Here is an 18,398-nt window from a genome sequence, read left to right on the forward strand (position 1 = left end):
GACGCGTGGCCGAGGAGAAGAAGAAAAAGGGCCTCTCCGGATCATGGATAGATGAAATACTCGGGGGAAAGAGCGATCCCCTAGCCAGCGTTTTTGATAAGGAGAAAAAAGGAGAGAAAAAGGAGGAGAAGCCTCTCCCGTTTTTGAGTGAAGAGAAGTCTCCACTGGAGAGCATTCTAAGCGAGGACAAGAAAAAGAAGGAAGGCGGCATTATAAGCACCGTCAAAAAGGAGGAGAGCCCAAAGCCCCCTCGGCGGGGACCTGGCCCCCTCCAGAACATCCTCGTGGCTGCCAAGGAAGAGGAAAAGAAAGAGGAAAAGGAGACAAAAGGGAAATCCGAAGAAAATCTGGGGCTCCCCAGCGTTGGGTCGCTCAGCAATATCCTCTCCAAACCAGCCGAGAAGAAACCCGAAAAAACCTCCAGCGGGGCGGACCTCCTCGGCCAACTGCTCGGCAGAGGAGCATCTTCGGCCGGAAGTAATCCGGCAGGGGCAGCGAGGCCAAGGCAACCGCTTCCGAAGCCCAAGGGGAAACCCTCTCTCGGTCTCCAGAACCTTTTAAGCGAGACCAGAACGGAAGAAATGTCCTACGCGGGGAGGGCAAAGGTTCTTGATGCTTACGGGAACGTTAGAGTTCTCAAAGTGAAAGGGGAGCCAGTGCCAATTTACGAGATACGGCTTCCAAAACTAAGCAAAGATGAAGAGAACCTAATAAAACAGGTTAGGGAGAGGGCCATAACTGAAATCCAGATAGATCCAACGCTTATACCTAATTATGAGGAAAGGAGGAAGATATTCTTAAGGGAAGTCAAGAGGATGCTGAAGGAAGCAGCGCCCACATACTCTGAGGGGAGGATAGAGCTCCTCGCCGAGCTTATAGTCCAGCACATGCTCGGATACGGTCTGCTAGACCCACTCGTCCGCGACGACAACCTCGAGGAAATCATGGTGATAGGAACAAACAAGCCCGTATACGTGTGGCACAGGCGCTTCTACATGTGCAAGACCAACATCGTGTTCAAGGAGGACAGGGACATACTGAACATAATAGAGCGCATAGCAAGGGAAGTCGGAAGGAGGATTGACCAGCAGAGCCCACTCTTGGACGCCCGCCTCCCAGATGGAAGCCGTGTGAACGCCACGATTCCGCCTATAAGCCTGGAAGGGCCTACGATAACAATCCGTAAGTTCAAGAAGGACCCACTGACGATCATAGACCTCATAAAGTACGGTACAATGAACACCGACGTTGCCGCGTTCCTATGGATACTGGTGGACGGACTGGGTGTCAAACCCGCCAACATACTGGTCGCAGGTGGAACGGGTTCGGGAAAAACCACCACCCTGAACTCACTGGCCATGTTCATCCCTCCAGGAGAGCGCGTTATATCAATAGAGGACACGGCAGAGCTTCAACTGCCTGTGGAGCACTGGATAAGGCTCGAAACGAGGCCCGCTAACCTAGAGGGAAAGGGCGAGGTTACGATGGACGACCTCGTAAAGAACACCCTCCGTATGCGCCCGGACAGGATCATCGTAGGTGAGGTCCGTGGGGCAGAGGCAAGAACTATGTTCACGGCAATGAACACTGGACATAATGGGGCCCTCTACGATTTCTCGGTAATACAGCTCTCAGACGGCCGATTCGCCCTGATAGGCGACGTCGTTGAGGATCTCTTCAACAAGTACTCAGACAGGATAAAGACATACAAGGATTTGGAGTACATAGAGTTAGATGAGAAAGACCGCTTCGATGTGGTTAGTGTCGGGCCTGATTTGAGGGCCGGAAAACACACGGTTACTGCAGTGTGGCGCAGGAAGGTGAGGAGAGGGGAGAAGCTAATGCGCATAAGGACGAGAACGGGCAACGAGGTTATCCTGACGAAAACCCACCCGTTCTTCGTTTTCAGCGATGGAGACGTTGTCAGAAAAGAGGCGGAGAAGGTTAAGCCCGGCGATAGAGTGGCCGTGATGATGAGACCTCCAAAGGCCCCGAAGAGTAGAGCCGCTATCCCTGAGGAAGTGTACGCAGGAATAAGCGATTACTACCTCGTTCCAAATGGCAACGGGATGAAGAGAGTTCTGAACGATGGACTACCCCCCGAGAACGCCGAATACCTCCTCTCCAGGAACTCAAAGCCGGTGAAACTCATCCGTGAGGTGAAGAACAACCTCGCATACGCCGCTGGGGTAATACTCGGCGACGGCTATCTCTCATCGAATGGTTACTACCTCTCCGCCACTTTCGATGACTCAGCATATATGAGCGCCTTCACATCCGCGGTCTCAGAGTTCCTGCCGGAGTCTGCACCGCGGATAAGGGACAACGGAACGAGCACTGTGGTAACGTACGGTTCCAGAATATTCAACGAGATGCTATTTAGGATATTTGGCATTCCAAAGGGCAAGAAGTCGGCAGTATGGGACGTCCCGGACATCGTCCTCACCAGCGACGACCTGATGAGATACTTCATAGCCGGCCTCTTCGACGCCGATGGCTCAGTTGACGAGAACGGGCCGGCGGTGATCCTGACCACGAAGAGTGAAAGCGCCGCCAGGAAGGTCTGGTACGCCCTCCAGAGGCTCGGAATAATAAGCACGGTTTCGCGGGTAAAGAACAGGGGCTTTAAGGAGAGCCCCATATTCAGGGTGATCGTCAGCGGCGTTGAAGACCTGAAGAAGTTCGATTCACTGATACCCATCTCTCACTCAAGGAAGAGGGAAAAGCTCAGGGTACTCCTAAAGGAGAAGAGGCCGTACCGCGGAAGGCACACTTACAGGGTTCCAATATCCCCGGGGATGGTAAAGCCTCTGCGCACCAGGTTGAACCTGACGGTTGCCGAGCTTTCAAAGCTGGCTTCAAACTACGCGGGGGAGAACATCAGCGAGAGCCTGATACGACACGTTGAGAAGGGCAGAACGAAGGAGATAAGGCGCTCGGCGCTCAGGGGAATAGCCATCGCTCTCCAGACGGTAGCTAAAGACGTTGGGAACGAGGACGCCTGGGTAAAGGCCAAGAGGCTTGAGCTGATAGCCAAGGGAGACGTTTACTGGGACAGGGTTGTTGAGGTCGAGGAGGTAGAACCGGAGGAAGCGGGGATAGAGTACCTGTATGACCTAACTGTCGACGAGGATCACAACTACGTCGCCAACGGCATACTCCTGTCAAACTGCATGGGCACAATCCACTCGAACAACGCCCGTGAGACCATAACAAGGCTTGAGAGCCCACCGATGAACGTTCCAAGGATAATGATACCCGCTCTGGATATAATACTCATGCAGGTCCGTTTCCACAGCAGGAAGAAGGGAACGGTTAGAAGAGTAACGGAGATAGCAGAAATCTCCGGAATGGAAGGGGAGAGCATACAGCTCAACAAACTGTACAAATACGACCCCGCCAAGGACGAGCTCCTCCCAACGGAGGTTCCGAGCAGGGTTATAAACGAACTCGCCAGGCACACTGGAATGAGCATAAGCGAACTGGAACTGGAGAGAGAGAAGAGGAAAATCGTCCTTGAATGGATGATAGAGAAGGGCATAAGGAGCATAGAGGACGTTGGGCACTACATAAAGCTGTTCTACGTGGATGAGGAGGCCCTTCTCGACAAAATAGAGAAGGACAGCTCTCCTCAGATTCAGGAGCAGGTTCGCAACGTGACGTGAGGGGATGAACGTGGGGGTCATGGAAGCATTCCTCAATTTCCTAGAGAACCTTGGAGGGAAGACAATAGAGGTAACTGAAAAGCCAATGCGCAGAATACCCCAGGGAAAGAGCATCCAGGAAAGACTTAAGGCTCTAAAGGAGGTTCAGAAGGAGACAGTAGAAAGCAGGGAGATCGAACGCGAGAGGGAAATGGAAGAACTCCTGGAGTGGCGCAGGAAAGAAATAGCGAGCTCCTTCGGGGATAGACTGGCGGAGGCGTTTTTGTCCCACTTCAAAGGGCCGGTTCAGTCATTGACCCACTCTATAAAAGGGCTCGACTACGACCTCTACCGCGCCAGCATCAGGATGGGGAAGGAGAAGTACGTGGCCCTTATGATAGTGACTTCCCTAATGGTAGGCGTCTTCACGTTTGCATTCGGTCTTTTGATGGAGATGGACCTGTTCACAACCACGATGATCAGTCTGCTTGGACTCATAGGTGGATTCCTCTATATGAGGAACTACCCCAAGATCGTGTGGAAGAGGAGGGTGGCAGAGGTCGAGAAGGCCCTCCCGTATATCCTCCGACATATAGCGTCCCTCCTAAGTGCTGGAGTTGGCATATCCGAGGCCCTCGTTTCCGTGTCAAAGGCCGATTATGGCGTTGCATCGGAGGAGTTTGATTTCATAGTGAGAGACATGAGAGCAGGAACATCGTTCGAGGATGCCCTTGAGAAGTTCGGAGAGAAGATGGGCTCGGAGAGCATCAACAGGGTCGTCAAACAGATACTCAGGGCGGTGAAGTTCGGAGGAAACCTGGCGGACATCCTATACAAGATGGCAGAGGATTTCGCGTTTGAATACAGGATGAAGCTCGTGGAGTACGTCCAGAAGGTGAACGGTATAGCCTTCGTCTACATGTTCATGACGATAGTGATGCCAACCCTCTTCATCGTGGCAGTACTGGCAGGTTCTGCATTCAGCGCCAGCGGGGGCGGAGGAGCCGCAATAGCACCAAGTGCACTGGCGGTAATCCTACTGTTCGCGTTCCCGTTTCTCTCTCTGATAATAGTCATGATGATCAAGCGCGGTGAGCCGAGGTAAGGGGTGATAAACGTTGCCGAAATCCAGAGGTGGAAGCATGACTTTCCTTATGACAAAAGTCCTTGAGAGGATACTCCCCCCGAAATGGCTTAAACGGTATGAACTATTCATATACTCAGCGGGGATAGAGTTCCTGGCTGTCGAATACCTTATGATATCTATACTGATGTCCGTAATCCTCGGCGCCGCCGTCCTGCTACTCCTGCCATTGAAGTACGCACTGTTCACCGCAATAACCGTGTTCCCGGCCATGGCCTTCGCCTATCCCTACTGGAGGATATCTAAGAGGCTTGAGGACATGGAGAAGAACCTGCCGGATGCTTTCTTCTACTTGGCCAGTTCCCTCAGAGCCGGAATTTCATTTTCCGAGGCAATGGAAGATCTGACAACTGCGAAGTTCGGGGCGCTAACAGACGAGTTCAAGAGGGCCGTGAACGAGATCAAGAAAGGCCGCTCAACCATCGAGGCTCTCAAGGTGCTGGCCCTTAGGAACAAGAAGTCCCCGGTCCTCTACCGCTCCCTCATGATTATCATCGAGGCCCTTGAGAGGGGTGCCCCTATGAGTGACGTCTTGGTTTACGTGGCAAACGACGTCAGGGAGATACTGAGGATAAGACAGGAGAGGAAGGCCTCCACTGGAATGCAGATGATGTTCTTCATAATCACCAGCGGGTTCATAGGTCCCGCCATTATTGGAATAGTCGGAAAGCTTATGGGGCAGATGATAACCGGCGCTGGAGCCGCCCAGATACCCACGATACTCAACATCCTGCTGGCGTTCGTCGTTATTCAGGCCATCATATCCGGCCTCGGAATAGGGGTCATCAGGGAGGGCAAGTTCTCAGCGGGCATGAAATACGGAATAATGCTGGCTGTAATGGGTGCCGCCGTGTTCAAAGGAATGATGTTCGTCCAGATTGGGTTCTGAGAAAAGAGGGAGATCAGGCCTCCTCGGCCTTTTTCTTAACTTCAACTATTTCGATGTCAAAGACAACCGTCTTCCCAGCGAGCGGGTGGTTAAAGTCGAGCATAACGTTCTCGCCCTTGATCGAGGCTATTTTGGCAAGGCCTGAGTCGGTCATGACGTACATCCCCTCAACCGGCTCAAGACCAGCGGAGGAGAACTGCTCCATGGGAACTGGGACAACGAGGTCTTCCCTCGGCATGCCGTAGCCCTTCTCTGGAGGCACGACGACGGTCTTCTTCTCACCGGCCTCCATCCCAAGCATGGCCTCCTCAAGGCCCGGAATGATTTCGCCGTTTCCGACGGTGATTCCGAGGGGACCGTACTCCCTCTCCTCAACGAAGATGTCGTTCTCCTTGGCGACATCCTCGTAGCTGGTGTCGAAAACCTCACCGTTCTCGTACCTGCCGGTGTAGTTGAACAGAACAAAATCTCCAGTTTCAATCTTCATTTCCTTCAACTCCAAAACTTTCTCGGTTGGGAGTTGCCCGGTCGCCTTATAAAGTTTTGGCCATCATGAAACATACGTGGGAAGAGCGGAAAAGTTAATATACTATGAAGTTCAACTTGATGTGGTGATAACATGGGATATTTTTCTGAGATGCTCCGAGGGGAGTATGGAAACCTCGATGTTAAGGAAGTTTACCGGTCGAAGCTCGGGGAAACGGACGTTGAGATAGTGGAAGTGTCAGCAGGGAAAAAGAGGTTCATAGCGATGTTCCAGAGTAGCCCGCTGAAGGACGACGTGTACCGGTGGTCGCTGATAATAACGAGCCCCAATAACACCCGGACGCTGAAGGGCATGGACAAGGAAAAGGGAATAAAGCTAGCCATACGGTCGAGCATAGACGCCATGATGGAAGGAATGGAGTGATCACTCCTCGGGTAGGAGGTAGTAAACGTAGTGGGGGCTGTTGGTCACCTCATCTATGAACACCACGGTTCCGCTAACCGGCGGCGTGAGGTAATGAACCTCACCTTTTCTCGTTGTTATTGCGGCAAAGGCATCACCCTTCCGCACCCTGTTACCAACGTCGGCTATCAGCGTCTTTGTAAAGCCCTCCACTGGAAGAAGGAGAAGCTTATCGCCTTTCTTGAGGTATATCCTAGTCCTGCCATCGGGGAGAACCAGAACAACATCGGCGAGCATTTCTCCAGTGATGCTGTCGACGTGATTGTAAAAGCGGTCGTAGACTTCGCAGGCTAGATACTTGGAGGATTCATCCTCAATGAAGTCAGGTATCTCATCGTTCTCCTTCAACCAGACCTCGATGTTGCCGGAGATCACAACACAGTCCCTTCTCGCCCTCCCATTCTCAACACACTCCCCAGCAGGCACCTCGACGTAGAGCCTCGGTATGTCAGACATGAGCATCACCTCTTTACATAATAGTAAAACTTTTATAAAAGTGTTCCCGTAGTAAGATGGGCCCTAAAATGAGAGATAGGTTAAAGCTCTCGATTATATTCACGGTCATCCTGCTAACGATGGCCGCCATGATGCAGTATGGAATAAGCGATAAACCCCTCCCACCAGAAAGAGGTTTCTCGTACTGGGGGATAGCAATAGTACTGGCGGCCGCCGTTGGACTGGTCGTGATAATCCTCGTGTTCCTTGGATGGGCCGACCCCTTCGACAAGCTGAAATATGAGATGAGAATTGGAAGCATCTTGGGTAATGCGATACTCATTATAGGTGCAGTTGGCTTTCTTGCGCTGGCCATGTTGATGAAGCCCAAAACGAACATGATGGCCTCCAACCAGACATCAAACGCAACCGCGAACGCAACGGCCAACCTAACTGCGAACGCAACTTCCCCGATAGGTCCCCTCATCAATCCCGGCAACGCCAGCGGTCTGAAAACAAGCGGTAATCCCACAGTGGCCGGACTGGACGTGGTTTTCTTGGCCCTTATAGTACTCTCGATTGTATTTTTTGCCGTTTTCGCCATCAGATACTACCGGGTTCTCGCTTTAAGGAGAAAGAGAAAGCAAATGATGGAAACGGCCAGGGAGTTCGACAGGAAGCTGGACGAGATTGGGCTGGAGCTCTTCAAAGACCCGCGCGAGGCAGTTGTGGGGATATATAAAAACGCCGTCCTGTGGCTTGAAGCACTAGGAATACCTTACCAAGAGAGCTGGACACACTGGGAGCATGCGGAGCATGTCAGGCTGATGCACGAGACGTTCGTGGCCCTGACAAGGCTCTTTGAGAAGGCCGAGTACGCACCGGAGAAAGTGACGTGGGAAGACGCTAAGACGGCCCTGGAGCTGTATTCAAAGATGAGGGGTGGTGTGAATGCAGCCCAGTAGGCTGGTTCTAATCCTGACAGGCATAACCGCGGGGATTATGTTCCTTGAGGGAAGGTACTTCCTCCACTGGCTGACAGTTCTGGCGTTCGGAGTCACGCTCGCTATAATCCTCTTCGGGATGGAGCTTGGCCTGCCCGCGGTTGGTCTCTTTAGAGAAGAAAACCGCGGAGAAAAGAGGAATGAAGTCAAGGCACTGGCAAAGATTATAAAGAGGGCCGAGAAGGGAAAAACGGCGCGCTCCATCATCGAGGAGAGGATAATTGAGGCCTACGCCAGTGCCTCAGATAATTATAATGAAACATTCTCATCCCTGCGCTCCAACCCAAACGAGGCCCTGAGGGCCCTGAGGCGCGGGGGAAATTTTATGGAGAACCTTGAGGAAGCACTGAGAATCATGGAGGATGATATGAATGAAGATTGAAGAAGTGGCTGAGAGAGGAAACGCAGTTTTAAACGAGGTTAAAAAGGTCATAGTGGGAAAGGACCAGGTGCTGAAGCTCATGCTGACGACCATGCTGGCGGACGGACACATCCTGCTCGAAGACCTGCCTGGATTGGCAAAGACACTTATGGCGAAGAGCTTCGCAAGGGCAATGGGCGTCCAGTTCACCCGCGTTCAGTTCACGCCCGACCTCCTCCCAAGCGACATACTCGGCGTCAGCGTGTTCAACCAGAAAACCCTCGAATTCGAGTTCAGGAAGGGGCCGGTGTTCACCAACATCCTCCTGGCGGACGAGATAAACCGTTCGCCCCCGAAGACGCAGTCGGCCCTTCTTGAGGCCATGCAGGAGAAGCAGGCAACGATAGAGGGAAAAACCTACGTCCTGCCAAAGCCCTTCATAGTCGTAGCCACGCAGAACCCCATTGAACAGGAGGGGACATATCCCCTCCCAGAGGCCCAGCTCGACCGTTTCCTGGTCAGACTTCGTGTTGGATACCCGAGCAGGGAGGAGGAGAAGGAGATCCTGCGCAGGAGAATGGAGAGGAAGAAGGAGGACGTCGACATAAGGCCAGTCCTGGGGGCGGAGGAAGTAGTTGAAATGCAGAGGGCTATAGAAGATGTGTACGTCAGCGAGGCGATACTGGACTACATAACTGCCATCGTCGAGGCCACGAGGAACGACAGGAGGGAGATAGAGATAGGCGCCTCACCAAGGGGCAGCCTGGCACTCCTGAAGCTTTCAAGGGCGTACGCGGCACTGGAGGGCAGGGACTACGTTATCCCCGACGACGTGAAGGCGGTCGCCGTTCCAGGGCTGAGCCATAGGCTCATCCTGAAGAGGGAGCTCTGGTACACCAACGTCAGCCCGGACGCTGTCATGGGGAAGCTCCTTGAGAAGGTTCCGGTACCCAAGTTTGAGTGAGGGTCAAACGTGCAGCGCATTCCGGTCCTGCCGCGGTGGGAGAGCGGGGGCTTTGAAGGGCCCAGAAAGAGTGGCCTGCTCACGGAGGAGGGTCAGGAAGTAATACTAGCCCTATGGGGGATACTGCTCATAGCGTTCCTCCTCCTCCAGTGGAACGCGGTCTATCTGACCCTCCCAATACTCTTGGCCCTCTTCATAGCGGGGGCGTTCTTCAGGCCGACCCTCAACGTCGAGGTAACCAGGGTCATCGGCCACGATCGCTTCATGGAGGGGCAGGAAGTAGAGGTAACCCTGAGGATAAAGGCGCTGGAGAGAATACCCAGCCTGAAGATATCCGATGAGGTTCCAGAGGGCCTGGAGGTTGTTGGAGGAACTCCCGAAGCCGTTCTATCCTTCAAACCAGGGGAGGAGAAGGTAATAAAGTACCGGGTCGGAGTGAGGAGGGGAATCCACGTATTCAACGGGGTGCGCCTGACCTACCGCGACCCATTCTCCTTCTTCATGATTGAAAAGGAGGTGGAGCACTACACGGAGCTCATCGGAGTCCCCAGAATCGAGGAAGTTCAAACTCCATATTCAACGAAGGGAACGAAGATAACCATCGGTCATCTCCCGAGTCCCCGCGTCGGTGAGGGCGTTGAGTTCTACGCCATAAGGGAGTACCAGCCCGGAGACCCGCTCAAGATAATCAACTGGAAGGCAACGGCCAGGACAGGGAAGGTCATGTCGAACGAGTACGAGAGCGAGAGGAAAGTGGACGTCATATTCATAGTCGATGCCGCCAAAAAAGGGGAGCGCGTTATGGACTACAGCATAAGGGCCGCCGCATCCCTAATGCTCAACAGCCTGAACGAGGGCACGAGTTTCGGACTCGTGCTCTCCGAGGCGGTTCCCCTCTGGGTTCGCGTGGACTACGGGAAGAGGCACTTCTTCAAGTGTGTAGACTTCCTCAGCACCGCGAGGCCCGACGAGAACAACATGATTGCATATCAGATAGAGCACCTAATCCGCTCCCGCTTCCCCCCTAGGGCCCAGCTGGTTTACGTTTCGCCCCTGATGACCGAGGAGAGCAGAAAAGCCCTGGAGATCATGTCGAGCTACGGTTACCGCGTTGTCGTTATAAGCCCCAACCCATACACAGCGATAACCCCTGAGGACCGTGAGGAAGAGCTGGCTTTAAAGCTCCTCAGCCTCCAGAGGAAGGCCCACCTAAAGAGGCTCAGAGGACACGGCATAATCGTGGACTGGGACGTTAGAAAGCCCCTCAAAGTCGCCATAGCGGAGGTGCTGAACGTATGAAGTTCAAATCCCCAAAAAGGGGGTTCTATTCGCTGGTTCCCCTTCTCTTTCTCATCCTTCTGTTGCTCCCGTTCGGAAAGGGGGGGTTGATAATGGGGGCCCTGGCCATACCAGGAGTTATATGGTTCCTCTCGGGAACGCTCTACCTTATTCTCCTGGCGGTGTTCCTAATCCACGCGAATGTTGAACCCCTCTACTCCCTCACCGTCTTCTCCCTGGCGTTTATGATACCTGTAATGGGAAAACTGGACAGGGAGAAGGCCACCCTTACCGACTACGCCGTGGTCGCCGCGGCAACCCTCCTCTCCCTCCCGACATACCTCATTCTGAGAGCCATCTCAGTAACGGTGAGCGGTATTGATGCCACGATTCTGGCCGTTCTTCTCCTGGCGGCACTGTACTTCTTCATAAAGGGAGTTGGGGATTAGATGCTCCAGCTCCCCCATTTCTTCAGGACTTCCCTGGCCCGCTCAAGGCCAGTTCTCACGCACTCCTCCAGGGGTTCCCCCCGGGAGTACCTGGCCAGAAAACCACCCGCGAAGGCATCCCCCGCCCCGGTTGGATCAACTATTTCTTCGGGATTTATCGAAAGGGCAGGGAACCCATAGAATAAACCGTCGTAAATGAGGACACCCTCCTCACCGCGAGTTATCACGACTATCTTAGTGCCCCAATCATGAAGAACCCTCGCGGCCTCTTTAACGTCCCCCGCTCCAGTTATCATGATGGCCTCCCTCTCGTTTGGAAAGACTATCTCTGTCCTTGAGACTATCTCTCGCAGAAGCTTCCTATTCTGTAGGTACTCCTCCTTGTATGTTGGATTGAAGTCAAGGGTCACCCTTTTCCCCTTCAGACGGTTGAGGAGCTTCAGCTGCTCTTCCGGTGGAATCGGAGATATATGAAAGACCTTCGCGTTGATGTACTCCTTTGGGATGGGAGTTTCTCCCATTCGCTGGGCAACCCCCATTTCAACGGGGGCATCCACGCTCCCGTCCTCGTGGTAAATCATGTGGATGTGGATCGTCTTCCCTGGCAGGATTTGGATTCCCCGAACATCCAGCACTGACGAGAGCTTCTGGAGCCACTCCCCAGGAAAGTCCTCTCCAACCTTCGTAACCAGCCCAACTTTCGCTCCAGCAAGAGCCGCTGCCGTTGCCACTCCTGAGGCGGCCCCTCCCGGCATGGTTACCCGTCTTCCATCAGGGAACACTAGTGTGTCGATTGAGATGTGACCGATGACTACGAGGTCTAACATAGAATCACCAAAGCCCCTTGGAAGTCCCCTTTAATACCGTTTCCCTAGATAGTAATCACGTTACCCCCTATCGTTCAGATGCTCATCGAAAAGGTTAAAAGTTTGATCACCCAAAAAGTGGCGGTGATAAAGATGGAGCCAGTTTTCCAGAACGAGACGATAAAGGCCATTCTTGAAAAGTACCGCAGGATATGGGCTATAAACCACGCCCAGAGTGTCCTCGGCTGGGACATGGAGGTCAACATGCCGAAGGAGGGAGTCCTTGAGCGCTCAGTGGCTCAGGGTGAGCTCAGTGTTCTATCCCAGGAGTTCCTGCTCAAGCCAGAGTTCGTTGAACTCGTCGAGAAGGCAAAGGGAATCGAAGACCTAAACGAGTACGAGCGCGGCGTTGTTCGCGTCCTTGACAGGGACATAAGGATAAGCAGATCATTCCCGCCAGAGTTCCTCAGGGAGATGAGCGAGGTAACGAGCCAGGCAACGAAGGCCTGGGAGGAGGCGAAGAAGAGCAACGACTACTCCAAGTTCGAGCCTTGGCTCGACAGGATCATTGATTTGGCCAAGCGCGCCGCCGACTACCTCGGCTATGAAGAGGAGCCTTACGATGCCCTTCTTGACATGTTTGAGGAAGGGACCACCACGAGGGACGTCGAGAGGATGTTTGAAAAGATAGAGAAGGAGCTCAAGCCCCTCGTGGAGAAGATCATGGAGGAGGGCAAGGTTCCCAGGGAGCACCCACTTGAGAAGGAGCGCTATGAGAAAGAGCAGATGGAGCGCGTTAACCGCTGGATTCTCGAAAAGTTCGGCTTCCCGCTCGGAGTCCGCTCAAGGCTCGACGTTTCGGCTCACCCCTTCACAACGGAGTTCGGAATAAGGGATGTGAGAATAACCACCCGCTATGAGGGCTACGACTTCAGGAGGACGATCCTCAGTACAGTCCACGAGTTTGGGCACTCTCTCTACGAGCTCCAGCAGGACGAGAGGTTCATGTTCAGCCCCATAGCAGGCGGCGTCTCCCTCGGAATCCACGAGAGCCAGAGTAGATTCTGGGAGAACATAATCGGCCGCTCAATGGAGTTCGCGAGGCTCATCTACCCGGTGCTCAAGGAGAACCTCCCGTTCATGGCCGGCTATACACCCGAAGACGTCTACCTCTACTTCAACATGGTCAGGCCCGACTTCATAAGGACCGAGGCCGACGTTGTTACTTACAATTTCCACATCCTCCTGCGCTTCAAGCTCGAGAGGATGATGCTCAACGAGGGAGTTAAGGCGAAGGACTTGCCAGAGCTCTGGAACGAGGAGATGGAGAGGCTCCTTGGAATAAGGCCGAAGACCTACGCCGAGGGAATCCTCCAGGATATTCACTGGGCGCACGGGACCATAGGCTACTTCCCGACCTACAGCATGGGAACCCTCCTATCGGCGCAGTACTACTACCACATCAGGCGTGACATCCCGGACTTCGAGGAGAAGGTCGCCAGAGCGGAGTTCGAGCCTATAAAGGACTGGCTCAGGGAGAGGATACACCGCTGGGGAAGCATCTACCCGCCGAAAGAGCTCCTCAAGAAGGCCATCGGCGAGGAGCTGAACCCGGACTACTTCGTCCGCTGGGTGAAGGAGAGGTATCTGTGATTTTACATCTTTCCTATCTTATTCTGTCTTCGCGGCAAGTATATCCTCTTTCGTTAGCTGAGGGTAGTTCTCCATGATGTCCTCGAAGCTCCATCCGTTTGCCAGGAGTTCGAGTATAAAGTAAACCGGGATTCGCGTGCCCTTAATGACGGGTTTTCCTCCCATCTTCCTGGGGTCAATTTCGATTCGTTCCACCATACTCATCAGGGAATATATGCCCAGTTTTATTTAAAGAAGCTTTCGGAGAGGGAGCACTACTTAAATATGATGCACGCATTCAATGCATGAGTGGTACCAGTGGTAAAGACCATCACAATATCCGTTTATAAAGAGCTCCTCCGCATCAAGGGCAATAAGCCATTCGACGAGCTCTTTAGGGAGCTTTTGAAGGAGAAAAGAGCAAACGCCGGTGCTCTGGGGCACATAGCTGGAATCTTGAATGAGGAGGAGTATAGAGAAGGTAAAAAGCGTGTAAACGAGCTTAATGAGATGCCATGGAGGAAAACTTAGAGACCCTCAACTGCTGTAACAGCTCATTCCTTCACTTCAAACTTCAGCATCTCCTCCCTTCCAAGGACACCAACGTAGACCCTCTTTCCAAAGACCTCAACCACCACCGTCCAGTCGGGATCGCTCAGGTTTACTGGAAGACCAAATGCCTCCACTATCTCCGAGCCCAGCTTTATCTCAAGCTCTCTCGCGCTAAGCCTCTTGTTGCCCCTCACCCTCGCCCTGACCGCGAACGTGCCTTCCCGTCCCTTCATCAGCTTAAGCACCGCGTCCCTGATGGCATCGTAGTCCGCGGGAATGGCTTCCTCCAACGGGATAACTTTCTGAATGGCTTGAGTCTCAAAGCTCCGAAGTCTGCTCAGGATTTCCTCTTTCGAAAGGGGCGTCTCAGCTATCAACACGCCTCTCCAGTCCGTTCCGTGGGCCCTAACATTCTCAAGGGCCCATTCCAGTTCAAGTATCACGTCCCCTTCCCTTCCCTGGGGACAGGTGACCACCAAAACCACCATCTCGGCTCACCAGTGGACAAACTTTTATATTCTCAAAGACAAACTAAGTCGGGTGGGTTAAATGGAGAACGAGGAACTTAAAGTTTATCCCCTTCAAACTTACGAGATTTACGGCCTCTCAAAAAACCCGTTCGAGCAGCTCGCAAGCGAGGGAATAAGTGACGTTGAAAGCATCCACGTCTATCAGGAAGTGGACATGAGACTGTCGATGATAATCTCCGAGGTAATCGGAAACAGGAGCTCAATGGCCATGGCCATAGTTGGCCCCCTCGGAATGGGAAAGACCCAGCGGCTCAAGAGCATAGCACGGGCCATCGAGAGGGAGGGCGGAAAGGCAATCTACGTCAAAGTCGACACCAACGACATACTAAAGCTCACCCGTGATATATTTTACGCCCTTAAGCCCCCCAGGAACAGAACGAACATCTTCCTCGAAAACCTCTCACGGAAGCTCGGCTTCATAGATAGGCTTGAGAAGATGCTCAGCAACACGAAGGAGTACAAGAGCAGGGACATAGCGGAGCTCCTGGTGGAGCAACTGAAGAAGTACCCCTACTCCGCTCTTCTCCTGGACGAGCTTGAGAACATGCAAGGGGCTGGAGAGCAGGAGAAGATACAGTTCTTCGAGATGCTGAGGCACGTGATAAGCACGATGCCTCCCGGCTGTATAGTGGCCTTTGCCTGCATCCCAGAGGCCTACGAGGAGTACTCAAGGATATTCCCGGCGTTCTTCATGCGCCTCCACTACGAGTTCAAGCTTAGGCCGATGAGCGTCGAGGAGACCTTTGAACTCGTGAAGAAGAGGCTCAATCGGGTCAGGACGAGGGACACCGACGACCCGATTTACCCCTTCACCGACGAGGCGATAAGACTTATTCACGACCTAGCAAAGGGTAACCCAAGGCAGATTCTCCGTCTGCTCCACTACGTCCTCAGCGAGGCCGCCAAGAGGGCCTTCGACCCGATAGATGAGCTCGTGATAACGACAATCCTAGAGGAGCCCAAGAGCCTTGAGGAGTACATAAGGAGGGTTCCGAAGGACTACCGTGACCTCGTGGAGGTCATAGTCAACAAGTTCAACGGCGGACCGGTCAGCTATATAGCCGTCGCCAAGGAGCTCAAGAAGCCCGCCAATCAGGTTTACGAGTCCCTGAACAGGCTCGTCACGATAGGCTTCCTCGTTGGAGACCCGGGAGGAAACTACAAGGTTCCACACTACGTCAGAAAATTCCTTGAAGAGAAGGGGGAAGGCAAGGGAGCGGAGGAGTGAATGCCCAACTACGACGTCCACGTGTTGAGCGGGATAGTAACTTACCCGCTCGCAGTCCTTACCGCGTTCCTGCTCAAGGTGTACGCCGGCGTTCCCTTTGAGATGACCAGCACCGCGATGGTTGTAGGTTATGGCCTCTACGTCCTGGGGGCGGATTTGCCAGACATGGACCACCCAAACGCACTCATTCACCGCGGAACGAAGCCGATAGTGGCGGTTCTCCTGGGAAGCGCCGTCTACCTGTGGGCCGCAGGGGAGATACACCTAAGCCAGCCGTGGATGAACCAAACCGCCGCGTGGGGGGTTGGAGCGATAGGGGCCGTTGTGGGATGGTACGGGTTCACCGCGGTGATGCCGCACCACAGGGGTGTGGTCCACTCCCTCCTCTTCGCAACGATATACGGCTTTCTGGCCTTCCTCCTGGGCCCGTATGGACTCCACATGAGCACGGGGGAGGGCCTGTTCCTTGGGTTCGCCGCGTTCAGCGGCTACACGCTCCACCTGATACTGGACGGCTCCCTCAAGCTCCTCTGACTACCCATTTTCTACCCACTCTTGGGCAACAATGCTTTTAAGGGGACCATATTAGGGAACCGCGGAGGTGGGAGAGATGTTCAGCCTGGGAGGCTTCTCAAAGGGAAGCGACTACGAGAACAAGACGTGGGATGTTCTCATCATAGGAGCCGGACCCGCAGGGTTCACGGCGGCAATATACGTTGCCCGTTACGGCCTTGAGACACTCATCATAAGCAAGGACCTGGGAGGGAACATGGCACTGACGGACCTTATAGAGAACTATCCCGGATTTCCAGACGGCATAAGCGGCTCTGAACTTACCAACAGGATGCACGAGCACGTCAAGAAGCTTGGAGTTGACGTTGTTTTCGACGAGGTTGAGAGAGTTGATCCAGCAGAGTGTGCCTACTACGAGGGACCGTGCAAGTTCACGGTGAAGACGGCAAACGGAAAGGAGTACAGGGGAAGGACAATAATCATAACCGTCGGCGCGGCACCGAGGAAGCTCCACGTACCGGGCGAGGAGGAGTTCACCGGAAGGGGCGTCAGTTACTGCGCAACCTGTGACGGCCCGCTTTTCAAGGGCAAGAGGGTCATAGTAGTCGGCGGAGGAAACACCGCCGTACAGGAAGCCCTTTACCTCAAGAGCATAGGCGTTGACGTTACCCTCGTCCATAGGCGCGACCAGTTCAGGGCGGACAAGATACTCCAGGACCGCTTTGCCGAGAGCGGCATTCCGACGATACTCAACACAGTCGTGATGGAGATTAAGGGGAACGGCAAGGTCGAGGCCGTTAAGCTCAAAAACCGCGTAACCGGCGAGGAGACTGAGATGGCCGTAGAGGGTGTCTTCATCTTCATAGGCTACGAGCCGAAGACCGACTTCGTCAAGCACCTCGGCATAACCGACGAGTACGGCTACATCCCGGTCGATATGTACATGCGCACCAAAGTTCCAGGAATCTTTGCAGCGGGAGACATAACCAACGTCTTCAAGCAGATAGCCGTTGCCGTCGGTCAGGGAGCGATAGCTGCAAACTCCGCCAAGGAGTTTCTCGATGAATGGAAGAGCAAGAACGGGGAGTGATTTCTGCTCCTCTATTAATTTTGTGGGGTTGAAATGCCGAGCCATAAACTTCATCGAAAATGGGCAGAACAATGCGGCATAGACGGTGAGATTGCCCACGAAGTTGATATACTCATAGATGACATGAGACATCATGACGCGGTAAAGATCATGATAACCAACATGATTGCCCTTGAAGCCACAGTGGGACTTCTCCGGGGCGAAAACCCAGAGGACGTAAAGAGACAGCTTGTGACCCTCTCAAAGTTCTTCCCGCGTGACGTTAGGAAATATGCGGAGAACCTCTTTACGCCCCTTGACCCTCCGGGGCTAATCGTCATCAGGGAGATTTATGAAAAGTACGGGACGGAAGGCCTGCAGGCGGCTGTACTTCATGTCGTTCTTGATTACATCGAACAGCTTTATCTCAGGGGATACGATGAGGAAAGAATAGCGGAGGCATTAAACTCTGGAAAGAGGGAAAGGATCAGATACCTCCTCGAAGAGGCAGGGCTTGAGGATTGCATCTACGACCATCTGGACGAAATACTCGGGGACATAAAAGCTTCAAAACCCCCGTCCAAGAATCTCACCAAGGATTTAGAGCAACACAGGGAAATCGTTAGGGCGCTGAGTGAGAACGGAGTTAAGGCCATCGTGGTCGAAGGAAAGCCCTATTCCCCCGCAACGGGTGTTAGAAAGGTGAAATCCCTCCTGCGTAAAAAGGGAATGATAGCGGTTGGTCTCGTGTATAAGGATGGAGTGTTCAGGGAAAGAACAATAGGGAGCCTCCCCACGGGGATTTTCCACAACGAGTATATTGGAGACGTGTCCCTATCTGAAATAGCAAGCTGGGGCATGGAAATCGCTCTGAAGACCGGCAGGGGTGGCAGGAAAACCCTCTACCTCTACAGAAAAAGGTGGATAAAAAGCCTTGAAGAGCTCCTCTGA

General features: G+C 53.4%; 20 protein-coding genes. 15 read left to right on the top strand and 5 right to left on the bottom strand.

Features of this window, described 5'->3' with window-relative positions; all coding sequences use genetic code 11:
* The first annotated feature begins 5 nt into the window (after positions 1-5).
* From E3E29_RS09450 to E3E29_RS09460, 3 genes are read left to right on the top strand one after another with little or no spacing between them, the layout of a single operon-like run.
* Positions 6-3,665, top strand: a complete 3,660-nt coding sequence (locus E3E29_RS09450; protein WP_167910727.1) for an ATPase, T2SS/T4P/T4SS family — start codon at positions 6-8, stop codon at positions 3,663-3,665.
* A gap of 10 nt (positions 3,666-3,675) precedes the next feature.
* The gene (locus tag E3E29_RS09455) at positions 3,676-4,749 is read left to right on the top strand and encodes a type II secretion system F family protein (protein ID WP_167910728.1); all 1,074 of its coding nucleotides are present in this window, start codon (positions 3,676-3,678) and stop codon (positions 4,747-4,749) included.
* A 37-nt stretch (positions 4,750-4,786) separates the two neighbouring features.
* Positions 4,787-5,677: a type II secretion system F family protein gene (locus tag E3E29_RS09460; RefSeq protein ID WP_206205859.1), complete on the top strand. Its 891-nt coding sequence runs from the start codon at positions 4,787-4,789 to the stop codon at positions 5,675-5,677.
* A 13-nt stretch (positions 5,678-5,690) separates the two neighbouring features.
* Here E3E29_RS09460 and E3E29_RS09465 read toward each other — a convergent pair whose 3' ends face one another.
* The gene (locus E3E29_RS09465) at positions 5,691-6,164 is read right to left on the bottom strand and encodes a peptidylprolyl isomerase (protein WP_167910730.1); all 474 of its coding nucleotides are present in this window, start codon (positions 6,162-6,164) and stop codon (positions 5,691-5,693) included.
* 132 nt (positions 6,165-6,296) lie between these two features.
* Between E3E29_RS09465 and E3E29_RS09470 the strand changes: the two genes are divergently transcribed.
* Positions 6,297-6,587: a hypothetical protein gene (locus E3E29_RS09470; protein ID WP_167910731.1), complete on the top strand. Its 291-nt coding sequence runs from the start codon at positions 6,297-6,299 to the stop codon at positions 6,585-6,587.
* Here E3E29_RS09470 and E3E29_RS09475 read toward each other — a convergent pair whose 3' ends face one another.
* Positions 6,588-7,082, bottom strand: a complete 495-nt coding sequence (locus E3E29_RS09475) for a DUF2118 domain-containing protein (RefSeq protein ID WP_167910790.1) — start codon at positions 7,080-7,082, stop codon at positions 6,588-6,590.
* Between the two features lie 56 nt (positions 7,083-7,138).
* Between E3E29_RS09475 and E3E29_RS09480 the strand changes: the two genes are divergently transcribed.
* From E3E29_RS09480 to E3E29_RS09500, 5 genes are all read left to right on the top strand, one after another.
* Positions 7,139-8,026, top strand: a complete 888-nt coding sequence (locus tag E3E29_RS09480) for a DUF4129 domain-containing protein (protein WP_240922841.1) — start codon at positions 7,139-7,141, stop codon at positions 8,024-8,026.
* A complete protein-coding gene (locus tag E3E29_RS09485; RefSeq protein WP_167910732.1) occupies positions 8,013-8,447 on the top strand; it encodes a hypothetical protein in 435 nt (144 codons plus the stop codon). Before E3E29_RS09480 ends, E3E29_RS09485 begins: the two co-directional genes overlap by 14 nt.
* Complete coding sequence (locus E3E29_RS09490) at positions 8,437-9,390, top strand: MoxR family ATPase (protein ID WP_167910733.1); 954 nt, start codon at positions 8,437-8,439, stop codon at positions 9,388-9,390. Before E3E29_RS09485 ends, E3E29_RS09490 begins: the two co-directional genes overlap by 11 nt.
* Positions 9,391-9,465: 75 nt before the next feature.
* Entirely contained in the window at positions 9,466-10,689 is a 1,224-nt protein-coding gene (locus E3E29_RS09495; RefSeq protein WP_167910792.1) for a DUF58 domain-containing protein, read from the top strand.
* Complete coding sequence (locus tag E3E29_RS09500) at positions 10,686-11,117, top strand: hypothetical protein (protein ID WP_167910734.1); 432 nt, start codon at positions 10,686-10,688, stop codon at positions 11,115-11,117. Before E3E29_RS09495 ends, E3E29_RS09500 begins: the two co-directional genes overlap by 4 nt.
* On the opposite strand, the gene E3E29_RS09505 is transcribed toward E3E29_RS09500, so the two are convergent.
* A complete protein-coding gene (locus E3E29_RS09505; RefSeq protein WP_167910735.1) occupies positions 11,114-11,944 on the bottom strand; it encodes a carbohydrate kinase family protein in 831 nt (276 codons plus the stop codon). The genes E3E29_RS09500 and E3E29_RS09505 overlap by 4 nt on opposite strands.
* A gap of 132 nt (positions 11,945-12,076) precedes the next feature.
* On the opposite strand from E3E29_RS09505, the gene E3E29_RS09510 reads away from it, so the two are divergent.
* Positions 12,077-13,576 (top strand): carboxypeptidase M32, encoded by a 1,500-nt coding sequence (locus E3E29_RS09510; RefSeq protein ID WP_167910793.1) that lies wholly within the window; start codon positions 12,077-12,079, stop codon positions 13,574-13,576.
* Between the two features lie 18 nt (positions 13,577-13,594).
* Here the strand turns inward: E3E29_RS09510 and E3E29_RS09515 are convergent, their stop codons facing one another.
* Entirely contained in the window at positions 13,595-13,780 is a 186-nt protein-coding gene (locus tag E3E29_RS09515; protein WP_167910736.1) for a DUF433 domain-containing protein, read from the bottom strand.
* Positions 13,781-13,864: 84 nt separating this feature from the next.
* On the opposite strand from E3E29_RS09515, the gene E3E29_RS09520 reads away from it, so the two are divergent.
* Complete coding sequence (locus E3E29_RS09520) at positions 13,865-14,086, top strand: antitoxin VapB family protein (protein WP_342764708.1); 222 nt, start codon at positions 13,865-13,867, stop codon at positions 14,084-14,086.
* Between the two features lie 23 nt (positions 14,087-14,109).
* On the opposite strand, the gene E3E29_RS09525 is transcribed toward E3E29_RS09520, so the two are convergent.
* Positions 14,110-14,595, bottom strand: coding sequence for a THUMP domain-containing protein (locus E3E29_RS09525; RefSeq protein WP_167910737.1), 486 nt, complete (start codon positions 14,593-14,595; stop codon positions 14,110-14,112).
* Between the two features lie 61 nt (positions 14,596-14,656).
* On the opposite strand from E3E29_RS09525, the gene E3E29_RS09530 reads away from it, so the two are divergent.
* The 4 genes from E3E29_RS09530 (at position 14,657) to E3E29_RS09545 (ending at position 18,398) form a co-directional block, all read left to right on the top strand.
* Positions 14,657-15,865 (top strand): ATP-binding protein, encoded by a 1,209-nt coding sequence (locus E3E29_RS09530; RefSeq protein ID WP_167910738.1) that lies wholly within the window; start codon positions 14,657-14,659, stop codon positions 15,863-15,865.
* Positions 15,866-16,399 carry a metal-dependent hydrolase gene (locus tag E3E29_RS09535; protein WP_167910739.1) on the top strand — a complete coding sequence of 178 codons (534 nt, stop codon included), beginning with the start codon at positions 15,866-15,868 and terminating at the stop codon, positions 16,397-16,399.
* A 76-nt stretch (positions 16,400-16,475) separates the two neighbouring features.
* Positions 16,476-17,468, top strand: a complete 993-nt coding sequence (gene trxB, locus E3E29_RS09540; protein ID WP_167910740.1) for a thioredoxin-disulfide reductase — start codon at positions 16,476-16,478, stop codon at positions 17,466-17,468.
* A gap of 33 nt (positions 17,469-17,501) precedes the next feature.
* Positions 17,502-18,398 (top strand): hypothetical protein, encoded by an 897-nt coding sequence (locus E3E29_RS09545; protein WP_167910741.1) that lies wholly within the window; start codon positions 17,502-17,504, stop codon positions 18,396-18,398.

Source organism: Thermococcus sp. Bubb.Bath (genome assembly GCF_012027595.1).
Classification (GTDB): domain Archaea; phylum Methanobacteriota_B; class Thermococci; order Thermococcales; family Thermococcaceae; genus Thermococcus.